Consider the following 11484-nt stretch of genomic DNA (forward strand, 5'->3'; position numbering starts at 1 on the left):
CCCCCCCCCCCCCCCCCCCCCCCCCCCCCCCCCCCCCCCCCCCCCCCCCCCCCCCCCCCCCCCCCCCCCCCCCCCCCCCCCCCCCCCCCCCCGCTGCCCGTGGGACGGAACGTGTTCTCACTCCCGGTTCTCGTCGGCCGGTGGCAGGTCCTCGTCGCGGATGATGTGCATCGCGGCCTCCTCGGCGCCGGCCGCACCACCGTCGATGCCCTCGTCGGTGGCGACGACCTCCTTGGTGGTATCCGGATGGGCGCCCTCGTCCGGGGCCACGAGCCGTCCCGCGCGCCTCTCGCCGGACTCGGGATCGAGGGGCTCGCCCTCTCCCCCGGGAAGGTCGCCGATGCCGTCTCCCGGCGGTGGCTGCACGTCCGGGACCTCCTGCTCCAGCCGCTCGTCGAGCGTCTCGCCCTCGCGCTGCTCCCGGGCCGTGGTGCCCGTCTTGGTGACGCCCAGGGGCTTCTCGGGCGGCGAATAGCCCTCGTCGAGCATGTCGTCGTACGTACGCTCGTCCAACGCGTCCTGGAGGTCCAGCGGGGACGCGTCCTCCTGCTCCTCGTTGGTACCGGTGGGCTGGTAGGCGTCGTCCGCCATGTTCTGGTCGCTCATGACTACCTCGCGTCAGGGGTCTCGTTGAGATCGCGCTTCGCCCTCTGATCGTCGCGCGTAGATCCTCGAAGTGCCCGCGCCACACTCCTGCAAACGCGCCACCGCGAGATCGCCCGCGTTCTCCGGATCCTGGTCCGGGTGTGGGAGACCACGCCGTAAAACCACGTCTTGAGGCGTTTAGGAAGGCACCTTCGCAAGAACACATCACTCATGGACCACTCGAAGGCTCCCGTACTGGAAGCGCTGGCCGCCTACCACGCCGAGGGGCAGACACCGTTCACCCCGCCCGGCCACAAGCAGGGACGCGGCGCCGATCCACGCGTGCGCGCCGTGCTCGGTGACGCCGTCTTCCGCTCGGACGTGCTCGCCACCAGCGGCCTGGACGACCGCACCTCGTCGCACGGTGTCATCGAACGGGCCCAGGAGCTGATGGCGGACGCCGTCGGAGCCCAGCACACGTTCTTCTCCACCTGTGGCAGCTCCCTGTCGATCAAGTCGGCCATGCTGTCCGTCGCGGGCCCGCACGAGAAGCTGCTCGTCGGACGGGACGCGCACAAGGCGGTGGTCTCCGGGCTCGTCCTCGCCGGCATCCGCCCGGTCTGGGTGGATCCGCAGTGGGACCCGGACCGCCACCTGGCGCACCCACCGTCGCCGGACGCGTACCGGGCGGCACTGACCGAGCACCCCGACGCCCGCGGCGCGCTGGTGACGACCCCCACCCCGTACGGCACCTGCTCGGACCTGGCCGCGATCGCCGACACCTGCCATGAGCACGGTGTCCCGCTCATCGTCGACGAGGCGTGGGGCGCGCACCTGCCCTTCCACCCGGATCTGCCGACCTGGGCCATGGACGCCGGTGCGGACGTGTGTGTCACCTCGGTGCACAAGATGGGCTCCGGACTGGAACAGGGCTCCGTCTTCCACCTCCAGGGCGATCTGGTCCAGGCGCACGTCCTCCAGAGCCGCGAGGACCTGCTGGGCACCACCAGCCCCTCCGTACTGCTGTACGCCGCACTCGACGGCTGGCGCCGGCAGATGGTCGAGCACGGGCGCGAACTGTATGACGCCACGCTCGCCCTGGCCATGCGGACGCGCGCCCGCATCGGGGAGCTGGACGGACTGCATGTGCATGGGAGGGAGGACTTCTGCGGCCCGGGGCGCGCCTTCGACCTCGACCCGCTCCAGATCACCATGGATGTCACGGCTCTGGGAACGACCGGGTACCGACTGGCGGACTGGCTGCGCGAGCACCACCGCGTCAATCTGCACCTGGCGGACCACCGGCGGATCAGCGCCCAGCTGACCCACGCCGACGACGAGCGCAGTGTGGACAAGCTGCTGACGGCGCTGTCGGACATGGTGGCCCATGCCGCGGATCTGCGTCCCGCCCCCCAGGTGGAGGTGCCCGACCCGCAGGAGCTGCGGCTGGAGCAGGCGGTCCTGCCGCGCGACGCCTACTTCGGGCCTGTCGAACAGGTGCCGTTGCAGAAGGCCGTGGGCCGGATCTCCGCCGAGATGCTGACTCCGTACCCGCCGGGGATCCCCGCGGCCCTGCCCGGCGAGCGGCTGAACGACGCCGTGGTGCGCTATCTGCGGACCGGCGTGGACGCGGGCATGGTCGTCCCGGACGCCGCCGACGCGGAACTCACGTCGGTGCGGGTGGCCGTGGAGGAGTGAGGTACCTGGGCCCGGGTCCCGCACCGGGGGCGTTGCCCTGCCCCGCGCGGGACCGGGCAGGACGGGGTGGGAGAACGGGCGGGATCGGGCCGGATCGGGCCGCCCGACGCGGAAGACGGTCGCACGGCCCGCTTCCGCCCGCGTCGCCGGTCACAGCCCGGCCGTCGCCATCTCCCGCAGCCGCGCCCACGCCTCCTCCCGGACACCGGGCACGATCAGTACGTCGGCCGCCGTACGGGCCAGCGCCTCGGCGGCGGCCGGCATCACCTCGCGAGCCCGCGGTCCACCCGCCGCCTCGGCGAACTCGGGCGTGTGGTCCGTACCGCCGGCGCCCATGATCGCGACGAACGGGTGGATCGCGGGCAGACGCGTACTGACGTTGCCGATGTCGGACGAGCCCAGATACACCCCGGCGACGGGCTCGGTCAGCTCGATCCCGCGCCGGGCGATGTGGCGGGCGAACCGCCGCGACAGCACGTCGTTGTCGCGGAAGTGCTCGTACGTCTCCCCCACCGGCTCCACCACCGCCCTCGTGCCGGTGGCCAGGGCCACACCACGGGCAGCGGAGCCCACTTCGGCCACCAGGTTCTCCAGGGCGGCGGTCGTGGCCCCGCGCAACCCGAAGAGCCCCTCGGCGTACTCGGGGACGATGTTGGTGGCCTCGCCGCCCCGCGTCACGATGCCCTGGATGTGGGAACCGGACGGCAGGCGCCTGCTCAGTACGGAGACGGTGTTGAAGAACTGGATCAGCGCGGCCAGGGCGTCGATGCCCTCGGTCGGGTTGCCCGTGGGGTGCGCCGACCGGCCGTGGAAGGCGACCCGCAACTGCCGCTGGGCGGTCAGCGGCGCCCACGACCAGTTCTGCGCCCCGGGGTGGAACATCAGCGCGCAGTCCACCCCCTCGAACAGCCCGGCGGCGACCTCGGCCACCTTGCCCCCGCCCCGCTCCTCCGCGGGCGTGCCGACCGCCAGCACGGTGCCCGGGACCTCCTCGAACGCGTCACGCAGCGCGAGCGCCGCGCCGAGACCCGCTCCGGCGATCAGATTGTGCCCACAGGCGTGACCGAGGCCGGGCAGCGCGTCGTACTCCAGGAGCAGCGCCACGCACGGCCCGTCGCCGGTGCCGGTGCGCGCGAGGAACGCCGTCGGCAGACCGGCCACGCCACGCTCCACCCGGAACCCGGCGTCCTCCAGTTCCCCGCTCAGTGTCGCCGCGGCCCGGTACTCCTCGTAGGACGGTTCGGGGTCCTTGTGCAGAAGCGAGCTCACGTCCCACAACCGGTCCGCGCGGGCGGTAATGCTGCGTCCTATACGGTCGTACGTCGGTTCGAGGGTGTCCGGCACGTCTCTCCCTGCCCTGCTGTGCTGGGTGCCCGGCTGTCCGGGCCGGTCTCACGCAGCCGTGTTCCACGCATGGCGCACCTGATGCCTGCACGTCGGCACGGCTACCCGCCTCGCTCGCATGGTCTAACGCGGCCCAGTCGGAAGGGTGAGCCGAAACGGCTCTGCGCGGCGCAGCAGCGCGTGGCGCGCCGACGCCACGGAGTGCGACCCCGTTTGCGGGACTGCCTGGTAGGGGCCGGAATGAGAGGCAGGGCGCGGCCTTTCCCCTGGGGCGCACCGAATCCCCTGGGCCGCATCCTCCAAAGGAGCGATGAAGCATGACTGCAGGATTCCTCCATACCGGCGAGCTCAAGGACCTCACCGTCCGCGACCCGAAGGGCGACAAGATCGGGACCGTCGAACAGGTCTGGCTCGACGACCACACCGGCCGCCCCGAATGGGTCACCGTGAAGACTGGTCTCTTCGGCACGAAGGAGACCTTCGTGCCGCTGTCCGGGGCGCGCAGCGACGGTGACACCCTCACCGTCGTCCACCCCAAGGCGCATGTGCACGACGCCCCCCATGTGGACGCGGACCAGCACCTGGACGCGGAGGAGGAGCGCACCCTCTACCTCCACTACGGCCTGTCCGGCGACGGTGCCCCCGGCACCGGGCGCACCGACCGGGCCCGCAAGGGAGCGGCGGGCACGCGGGAGACGCGGAGTGAGGACGAGCTGGTCCGTTCCGAGGAGCGTCTGCACGTCGGGACCGAGGAGCAGGAGGTCGGTCGGGCGCGTCTGCGCAAGGTCGTGGTGACGGAGAACGTGACCACCACCGTGCCGGTCAGCCATGAGGAAGTCCGTGTCGTGCGCGAGCCGATCCGCGACGGCGAGAAGGTCCGCGCCGACATCGGCGAGGCGGAGTCCGAGGTGACCCTGCACGCGGAACGCCCTGTCGTCGGCAAGGAGAAGGTCGCCGTCGAGCGCGTCCGCTTGGAGACCGACAAGGTCACCGAGCAGAAGGAGATCTCCGAGAGCGTCCGCAAGGAGCAGATCCAGTACGACGACGGCACCGGCAGGCGCGACCGCCGGGGCAACGAGCCGGGCCGTGGCGACCGGCGCGGTCCGCGGCACTGAACCACCCGCGGCGAGCTGTCGGGCCGCAGCTGTGTGACGGCCCGGACGAACGAGATGCCCGGCCACGGCGAGGACGGGGCTACCAGCCCTCGACGTGGCCGGGCCCCCGCATGCCCGGCGCCGCCCGCCGCCGCGCGCACCAGGCGTTGATGGTGATGCCCACCCACACCACCGCAAAGATCTCGTCGTCGTCCAGTACGCCGCGCGCCTCCTCGTACGCCTGTTCCTGCGCCCCTTGCCTGTTGTCACCAGGACTATGATCACCCATGCTTGTTGAAAGTGAAAATACATGGGTGGAGAGGGGTCGGGGACATGGGCGACACGGAAGTCGAGGTCCTCACCGCGCGGGACGTCCCGCTGGGCGGACCGCGAGCGATGACCGTACGGCGAACCCTGCCGCAGCGGGCCCGGACGCTCATCGGCGCCTGGTGCTTCGCCGACCACTACGGTCCCGACCGGGTCGCCGACACCGGCGGCATGGACGTCGCCCCGCACCCGCACACCGGCCTGCAGACGGTCAGTTGGCTCTTCAGCGGTGAGATCGAGCACCGCGACAGCCTCGGCACCCACGCCTTCGTACGCCCCGGCGAACTCAACCTCATGACCGGCGGCCACGGCATCGCCCATACCGAGGTCTCCGCACCGGACACCACCGTGCTGCACGGCGTCCAGCTGTGGGTTGCGCTCCCGGCCGAACACCGCCACGCCCCGCGCGACTTCCAGCACCACGCCCCCGAACCCCTGCGCGTCGACGGCGCGGAGCTCAAGGTCTTTCTGGGCGCACTCGCGGGCGAGACCTCCCCGGTCCGCACCTTCACCCCGCTGCTCGGCGCCGAAATCACCCTCGATCCCGGCGCCACCATCACTCTCGACGTAGACCCCGACTTCGAACACGGTCTGCTGGTCGACGAGGGCGACGTGCGCCTCGACAACACCCCCCTCCTGCCCGCCGAACTCGGCTACGCGGGCCCCGGACGCACCCGACTGACGCTGGCCAACGCCTCCGACGGCCCGGCGCGGACGATCCTCCTGGGCGGGCCGCCGTTCGAGGAGGAGATCGTGATGTGGTGGAACTTCATCGGCCGCAGCCACCAGGACATCGTCGAGGCGCGCCAGGCATGGGAGCAGTCCTCCGACCGTTTCGGCACCGTCGACGGTTACCCCGGCGACCGGCTGCCCGCTCCCGCCCTGCCGAACGCCGTCATCGCACCCCGCAAGAACCCCTCCCACCGCTGACCCCTATCGAAAGAGCCCACCATGAGCGAGCACACCACCACCCCCGTCGTCCGTCGGGTCGACGCCCGGCACCGCTACGAGATCCTCGTCGACGACAACCGCGCCGGTCTGACCGCGTACCGCGACCGCGACGACCAGCGGGTCTTCTTCCACACCGAGATCGACGACGCGTACGCCGGACAGGGCCTCGCCTCGCTCCTCGTCGAGCACGCACTGAGTGACGTCCGCGCCGCCGGTATGCGCATCGTCCCCGTCTGCCCATACGTCGCCAAGTTCCTGACGAAGCACGACGAGTTCGCCGACATCGCCGACCCCGTGACCCCCGAAGTCACCACCTGGCTCGACGCCCAGCTCGGGCGCTGACACCACCACCGCCGCTCGGCCAACCGGTCGGCGCCAGGAGGCTGACGGCTGGGGTACGGGGGGTAGCCCCACCCCAAAGCAGGTGGCTGACGGGATCCCGGATGCAGGCCGGACCGAAAATACTGGGCTCACGGAGATCAGTTGTCACCCACCGGCCTCGCAGGAGCCTTTCGTGAACGAGCACACGCATACAGCAGACGGAACTCGACCGCCCCGGGGGAAGGCGGCCGGCGCGCCCGGGGGGCCGAGGTTGCGGGTGGCGGCGGTCGGTGCGGTCGCGATGGCCGTGCTGGGCGCCGGGTTCACTCTGCCCGCGTCGGCGGCGGGTACCGAGCACACCGGTCGGATGTCGTCCGAACGCGGCGACCACGCGGCCACGCAGGCCGCCTTGGACGGAGTGGTCCAGGGCGGCCCGCCCGGTGGCATCGCGCTCGCCCAGCGGGGACATGACGTCTGGGCAGGCCGTTCGGGCACCTCCGACCTGACAACAGGCCGACCGCCGCGGGCCGATGACCGGTTCCGGGTGGGCTCGATCACCAAGACATTCGTCGCCACCGTGGTCCTCCAGCTCGAAGCCGAGGGCAGGCTGAGCCTGGACGACACCGTGGACCACTGGCTGCCGGGCGCGGTACGCGGCAACGGCCACGACGGCACGAAGATCACCCTGCGTCGGCTCCTCAACCACACCAGCGGCATCTACAGCTACACCGACGACGCGGACTTCAAGCGGAAGGAGTTCAGCACCGACTTCCTCCGGCACCGCTACGACACCTGGACGCCGGAGCAGATCGTCCGGCTCGCCATGACCCACCAGCCGGCCTTCGCCCCCGGCACGGGGTGGAGCTACTCCGACACCAACTACACCCTTGCCGCAATGGTGATCGAGAAGGCCACCGGGCACTCGTACGCCCGCGAGATCGAGCGGCGGATCCTGCGCCCCCTGCACATGGACTCCACCACACTGCCGAGCACCCGGTCCCGCGTGCCGGGACCCAGCGGGCGGGCGTACTCAAAACTGACCGGGGAACTCGCCGGGCCCGCGGAACCGAACAGTCCCACCTACGACGTCACCGAGTTCAACCCCTCCCTCGCAGGCGCGGCCGGAGAAGTCATCTCCACCACCGGTGATCTCAACCGGTTCTACCGGGCCCTGCTCTCCGGTCGGCTCCTCGACAAGCGCCGACTGGCGGAGATGACCACGACAGAGCCGATCGAGGGTATGCCCACCGTCTCCTACGGCCTGGGTCTGATGAAGATCAAACTGTCCTGTGGCATCGACGTATGGGGGCACAACGGCGGCATCCAGGGCTCCGTGTCGCAGACCATGTCGACCGCGGACGGCGGGCATGTGCTGTCGCTGAACTTCAACGGCGACTGGAACGTCCACGAACAGCGGGTCGTGGAGGCCGAGTTCTGCGGGGTGTGAGGGGGGCGCGGAGCGCGGGAGGTGCCCCCTTCGGTCGTGAGCGACCGTCTCCCCCCGCACCGGGATGGATTCAGGATGTTCCGACGAGCACAGCGGTCGTGGCCAGGGTGGTGTAGTGCATCGTGAAGCGTCCACCCAGGGAGTCGATGGCACGCCCGACCGCCTCCAGTATTTCGGCGAGCTGATCGGAGCGGAGTCGCGTCACACCGCCGGTAGTGGGCAGCAGATCCAGCCACTGCTCGCGCGTGTAGGACTGCTCCCAGTCGAATCGCCACTGTTCGGGACCGTTGAACTGTCCGGTCTCGCGGATCCTGTCGGCGAACTTCGCGTATGCCGCCTGGTATACGTCCAGCGGACGACGGGACGGTTGGCCGTTGAGCGGCGAGTCCGGCGCCGCCCGCCGATAGGCCGCGGCGAATGCTTCGGCCACCTCAACAGGCGGCTCGTACACATGTCCGAAGATCGCCAGCCTTCCCTCGGAACGCAGCACACGGGCCGCCTTCGCGGCGCCGACGACCGGGTCCACCCAGTGCCACGACTGGGCGGCGATGACCGTGTCAAACGTCCGACCGGAAGACTGCCAGGCCTCAAAGGCCGCCACCTCGACCTCCACGCCATGGGCTCGCGCGAAGTCCGCCATCCGCACATCCGGCTCGACGCCGAGCACGGCGCAGCCGGCGGCTTGGAACTGGCGGGCCGCGATGCCGGTGCCGCAGCCGACGTCGAGCACGTCGGTCCCGGGACTTCCGGCGATGATCCGCTTCACCAGTGCGTCCGGGTAGGCGGGTCGGGACTGGTCGTAGCGCTGCGCGTCCGCGCCGAACGACTCGGCCATCCCCCGGGCCTTGTGCGGCTCCAGTGGGGGCGGTTCTGGCTGCTCTCGCGGTAAGGTGGGCATGCGCCCACCTTAGTGGGCGTGCGCCCACTCGGCAACGAATGCCGGCGGGCCGCCGCACGAGAGGAACGACGAATGCCGACGGGGGTACACCTTCGCGACGTACGACAGCAACTGTTCGACGCCGCCGAACGCGTGCTTCTCAGGGACGGAGCGAACGGCCTGACCAGCCGCGCGATCACCGACGAGGCGGGCTGCGCCAAGGGCGTTCTCCACCGGCACTTCAGTGACTTCGACGCCTTCCTCACCGATCTCGTACTGGATCGGGCCGCGCGGCTTGAGCAGCAGGCGCGTGCACTGCGCGAGTCCGCCGGCACCGGCACGGTCGCCGACAACCTCACCAGCGCGCTGACCACCCTGTTCGGGCCCCTTCCGCTAGCGCTCATTCCCCTCATCACCTTTCGGGACGAGTTGCGCGCACGACTGCGGAAGGCGAGGCCGGGCGGCGGCATAGCGATCCTGGCCGAGGCCACAGCCGAGATTTCGGCCTATCTGGCCGATGAGCGCGACCTGGGGCGCATCGCGGCAGACGCCGACATCAGCTCACTCACCCTCTCCTTGGTCGGCGGCGGACATCTCCTGTTCGCGGACCGGGACCCCGGCCCACCGGCCACGTCCGTCGTCAACAAACTCGTGACAGCAGTCATCGCCGACGCCGTACGACGTCGAACGGTCTAGGGCGCGGGCTCCGACGACACCACGGACGGTCGCAAGGATGCCCGGGCATGCTGTCCGTACGCGCGGGTCAAACGGTCCGCCACCAGGGCGGTTGTCCCATCGACGCCCACGCATGGCGCGATCCTGTACGTGTGTGGTGATCGCATCGGGGCACGGGGCCTGAGAGCACGCGAATGCGCTGCCCCCAGTACCCGAGGAAGAGGACTCATGGAAAACGGCTTTCCGAGCGGGGACTTCCGGATCATCAACGACGAGACCGGGCTATGCCTGTACGCCCCGCGTGAGCTCTATGAGGAACAGACGGTTCTCCACGACACCGACGGGCCCCACGAGGCACACCGGGTGAGCCGCAGCGACGCGGTTTCCGGCCGGGAGACGGCCGCCGGCAACATCCCCGAGCTCGCCATCCGCAAACCGCAGGGAACGGAGGACGAGACGTGGTACTTCGACACGCGCCGTGACCAGGGGGACACCAGCCCCGTCAACCAGCTGATCAGCGCCGTCGTGCAAGCGACGCACAACCGGTACGCACTCGACGCCGGGCAGGCCGATCTGTATGCCGCGGAGAAGGACGAGGCCCGGGCGGACATGCTGAGCCGGCTCATCCGGGCGGAGGAGGAACAGGCCAGGCTGGAGGCGATGACCACGGACCCGGAGAAGGAGGACGAGGCCGTACGGCGACTTCAGGAGCTGGCCGCCGACGAGGAGCTGGAGGATCTGCGCGAAACCGTCGGTTTCCTGGGTCTGGGGTCGTTGCGCGCCCAGCTTCGTCTGGCGCGGGGTTTGGACCTGCTCCCGCAGGACGTGCCGCACCTGCTGGGCGGCATCGGGCTGGTGGAGGCCGGGACCTCGTCGGTGTCGAAGTGGGCGGCCCGGGACGGAGCGTTGGTCCTGGAGGAGAAGCCGGACCAGCAGGTCGTGATCTACCAGCTTCCCAACACCGGCGAATACCGGCCCGCGCTGATCCACCGGGAGGCCACCGGCCCGGGTCTGAACCGGACGTGGCGCTTCGAGAAGGCCTGAGCGACGGCAACCCGCCGGTCCCGGACCGGAACCCAAGGACTCGTCGGCGCCGCTCCGTCCGAGGCCGACCCTCTCGCCCCGTGTCCCCGCCCCCACACCGAAAAGGCATGATGGCCACATGGACGAACGACTCCCCACCGCCATCGAGCAGACTCTCGTCGCCCTCAACAAGATGAGCGAAACGCGGTCCTACGACCACACCCGCCAGGTCATGACCTTCCTCTACCAACGCGGTGACGAGGCCATCGACCTCGGCCTCTTCGAAGGCCCTCTGCCCATTCCCGCCGTGGGCCAGTCCGTGACGCTCTGGACCACCGGCAATCCCCTGGTCGTGACCCGGGTCGAGACGCACTACGGGATCGGACAGCACGGCGACGACAAACAAGGCGCGCAGGTGGCGTCCGTCCTGGTGTTCGTGGAGCCTGCCGCCGACCACCCGTAGCCGCGCGCCGGTGACCGACGAAGCGTCCTGCTCCCGGCGGAGGCGTCGGCGACTCCCCAGGGGGCAGGACGGTTGCTCAGAAGTTGCTGGGCGGCAGGGGAAGAGGCAGCCCGGGCAGACCGTCCATGCTCTGCGCGATGTGTTCCTTCTTGGCGAAGTACGCGCTCAGCGAGGCGTCGTCCTCGCGCGCGAAGCGCTTGCCGTGCAGGTCGCGGTCTTCGTCGTACGACATGAAGGGCACCGCGTATCCGCAGGAGTCACGGACCAGTTCGGCTGTCACCACGATGATCGCACGCAGCCCGTGCAGGGCCGGGTCGATGTCCGGGAAGTGGGCGAGCAGTTCCGTGAAGCGCGGGTCGTCACGGAAGACCGGCTCCCCCCGGCCGTGTACCCGCACGATGTTGGGCGGCCCCTGGAAGGCGCACCACATCACCGTGATCCGGCCGTTCTCCCTCAGATGTGCGATGGTCTCGGCCGTGCTGCCGGCGAAGTCGAGATAGGCGATCCGTTCCTCGTCGAGCACCGCGAAGGAGCCCTTGAGCCCCTTCGGGGAGAGGTTGACCGTACCGTCGCCGTCCAGCGGGGCGGTCGCGGTGAAGAAGATCGGCTGCTGCTCGATGAAGCTGCGCAGCCGGCCGTCGATGCGTTCGTAGGTCTTTCCCATATCTAAGGATTATGC

Annotated in this window: 13 protein-coding genes; 8 read left to right on the forward strand and 5 right to left on the reverse strand. The window is 70.3% G+C overall.

Features of this window, described 5'->3' with window-relative positions:
• Positions 1-117: 117 nt before the first annotated feature.
• A complete protein-coding gene (locus ACZ5ID_RS09465) occupies positions 118-606 on the reverse strand; it encodes a DUF5709 domain-containing protein (protein ID WP_468895103.1) in 489 nt (162 codons plus the stop codon).
• 210 nt (positions 607-816) lie between these two features.
• Between ACZ5ID_RS09465 and ACZ5ID_RS09470 the strand changes: the two genes are divergently transcribed.
• On the forward strand, positions 817-2283 hold the full coding sequence (locus ACZ5ID_RS09470; RefSeq protein ID WP_468895105.1) for an aminotransferase class I/II-fold pyridoxal phosphate-dependent enzyme: 1467 nt from the start codon (positions 817-819) through the stop codon (positions 2281-2283).
• 150 nt (positions 2284-2433) lie between these two features.
• On the opposite strand, the gene ACZ5ID_RS09475 is transcribed toward ACZ5ID_RS09470, so the two are convergent.
• Positions 2434-3627, reverse strand: coding sequence for an amidohydrolase (locus ACZ5ID_RS09475; protein ID WP_468895107.1), 1194 nt, complete (start codon positions 3625-3627; stop codon positions 2434-2436).
• A gap of 317 nt (positions 3628-3944) precedes the next feature.
• Here ACZ5ID_RS09475 and ACZ5ID_RS09480 point away from each other — a divergent pair, with 317 nt between their 5' ends.
• Entirely contained in the window at positions 3945-4742 is a 798-nt protein-coding gene (locus tag ACZ5ID_RS09480) for a DUF2382 domain-containing protein (protein WP_468895109.1), read from the forward strand.
• Positions 4743-4821: 79 nt separating this feature from the next.
• Here the strand turns inward: ACZ5ID_RS09480 and ACZ5ID_RS09485 are convergent, their stop codons facing one another.
• On the reverse strand, positions 4822-5010 hold the full coding sequence (locus ACZ5ID_RS09485) for a hypothetical protein (protein ID WP_468895111.1): 189 nt from the start codon (positions 5008-5010) through the stop codon (positions 4822-4824).
• Between the two features lie 44 nt (positions 5011-5054).
• On the opposite strand from ACZ5ID_RS09485, the gene ACZ5ID_RS09490 reads away from it, so the two are divergent.
• The 3 genes from ACZ5ID_RS09490 (at position 5055) to ACZ5ID_RS09500 (ending at position 7767) form a co-directional block, all read left to right on the forward strand.
• Positions 5055-5978, forward strand: coding sequence for a pirin family protein (locus ACZ5ID_RS09490; protein ID WP_468895113.1), 924 nt, complete (start codon positions 5055-5057; stop codon positions 5976-5978).
• Positions 5979-5999: 21 nt separating this feature from the next.
• Entirely contained in the window at positions 6000-6341 is a 342-nt protein-coding gene (locus tag ACZ5ID_RS09495; protein WP_468895115.1) for a GNAT family N-acetyltransferase, read from the forward strand.
• Between the two features lie 280 nt (positions 6342-6621).
• A complete protein-coding gene (locus ACZ5ID_RS09500) occupies positions 6622-7767 on the forward strand; it encodes a serine hydrolase domain-containing protein (protein WP_468896161.1) in 1146 nt (381 codons plus the stop codon).
• Positions 7768-7837: 70 nt separating this feature from the next.
• Here ACZ5ID_RS09500 and ACZ5ID_RS09505 read toward each other — a convergent pair whose 3' ends face one another.
• Positions 7838-8665: a class I SAM-dependent methyltransferase gene (locus ACZ5ID_RS09505; RefSeq protein WP_468895117.1), complete on the reverse strand. Its 828-nt coding sequence runs from the start codon at positions 8663-8665 to the stop codon at positions 7838-7840.
• A 72-nt stretch (positions 8666-8737) separates the two neighbouring features.
• Between ACZ5ID_RS09505 and ACZ5ID_RS09510 the strand changes: the two genes are divergently transcribed.
• The 3 genes from ACZ5ID_RS09510 (at position 8738) to ACZ5ID_RS09520 (ending at position 10805) form a co-directional block, all read left to right on the forward strand.
• Positions 8738-9340: a TetR/AcrR family transcriptional regulator gene (locus tag ACZ5ID_RS09510; RefSeq protein WP_468895119.1), complete on the forward strand. Its 603-nt coding sequence runs from the start codon at positions 8738-8740 to the stop codon at positions 9338-9340.
• Between the two features lie 207 nt (positions 9341-9547).
• Complete coding sequence (locus ACZ5ID_RS09515; protein WP_468895121.1) at positions 9548-10363, forward strand: hypothetical protein; 816 nt, start codon at positions 9548-9550, stop codon at positions 10361-10363.
• Between the two features lie 118 nt (positions 10364-10481).
• Entirely contained in the window at positions 10482-10805 is a 324-nt protein-coding gene (locus tag ACZ5ID_RS09520; RefSeq protein WP_468895123.1) for a hypothetical protein, read from the forward strand.
• A 76-nt stretch (positions 10806-10881) separates the two neighbouring features.
• Here ACZ5ID_RS09520 and ACZ5ID_RS09525 read toward each other — a convergent pair whose 3' ends face one another.
• Positions 10882-11469 carry a pyridoxamine 5'-phosphate oxidase family protein gene (locus ACZ5ID_RS09525; RefSeq protein WP_468895125.1) on the reverse strand — a complete coding sequence of 196 codons (588 nt, stop codon included), beginning with the start codon at positions 11467-11469 and terminating at the stop codon, positions 10882-10884.
• Positions 11470-11484: the final 15 nt, after the last annotated feature.

The organism is Streptomyces sp. NPDC031670 (genome assembly GCF_055580545.1).